This window comes from Bartonella sp. MR168JLCBS (genome assembly GCF_042194175.1).
Genome location: NZ_JBHIMP010000263.1, coordinates 1 through 827 on the forward strand (window position 1 = coordinate 1; position 827 = coordinate 827).

Here is an 827-nt window from a genome sequence, read left to right on the forward strand (position 1 = left end):
TAGCCACTGGTGTTACACGAAAGGGAAAGACTTCTAGTAAACAAGATATTATCCAAGCAACACGTGATTCTGTTCATGCCCTCATGATGATTCATGCTTTTCGAGCACGTGGGCATCTTCATGCACGGCTCGATCCTCTTCAATTGGCAGAAAAGCTGGAAGATTACAAAGAACTCTCTCCAGAAGCTTACGGTTTTACCTCTGCTGATTATGAGCGTTCCATTTTTATTGATAATGTTTTAGGGTTGGAATATGCAACTATTCCGCAGATGCTTGAAATTCTTAATCGCACTTATTGTTCAACAATTGGTGTGGAGTATATGCATATTTCTGATCCTGCTCAAAAAACATGGCTTCAAGAACGTATTGAAGGACCAGATAATCGAATTTCTTTCACACCGAAAGAAAAGAAAGCTATCCTTAACAAGCTGATTGAGGCGGAAGGGTTTGAACAGTTTTTAGATATAAAATATAAAGGAACAAAGCGGTTTGGCATTGATGGTGGTGAAGCACTGATTCCTGCTCTTGAACAAATTATTAAGTATGGGAGTACTTTGGGTGTGCAGGAAGTTGTTTTAGGAATGGCTCATCGTGGTCGTTTAAATGTCCTTTCACAAGTTCTCGCTAAGCCACATCAGGCTATTTTTCATGAATTCAAAGGAGGGTCTTATAAGCCTGATGATGTAGAGGGATCCGGTGATGTAAAATATCACTTAGGAACTTCAGCTGATCTTGAGTTTGATGGAAAAAAACTTCATTTATCGTTGTTAGCTAATCCATCTCACCTTGAGATTGTTAATCCGGTTGTTATTGGAAAAACACGTGCT

The 827-nt window shown here is 39.3% G+C and carries 1 pseudogene; it reads left to right on the forward strand.

Annotated elements, in window-relative coordinates:
- A pseudogene (gene sucA, locus ACFIK8_RS10755) lies at positions 1–827 on the forward strand (2-oxoglutarate dehydrogenase E1 component); the annotation flags it as partial.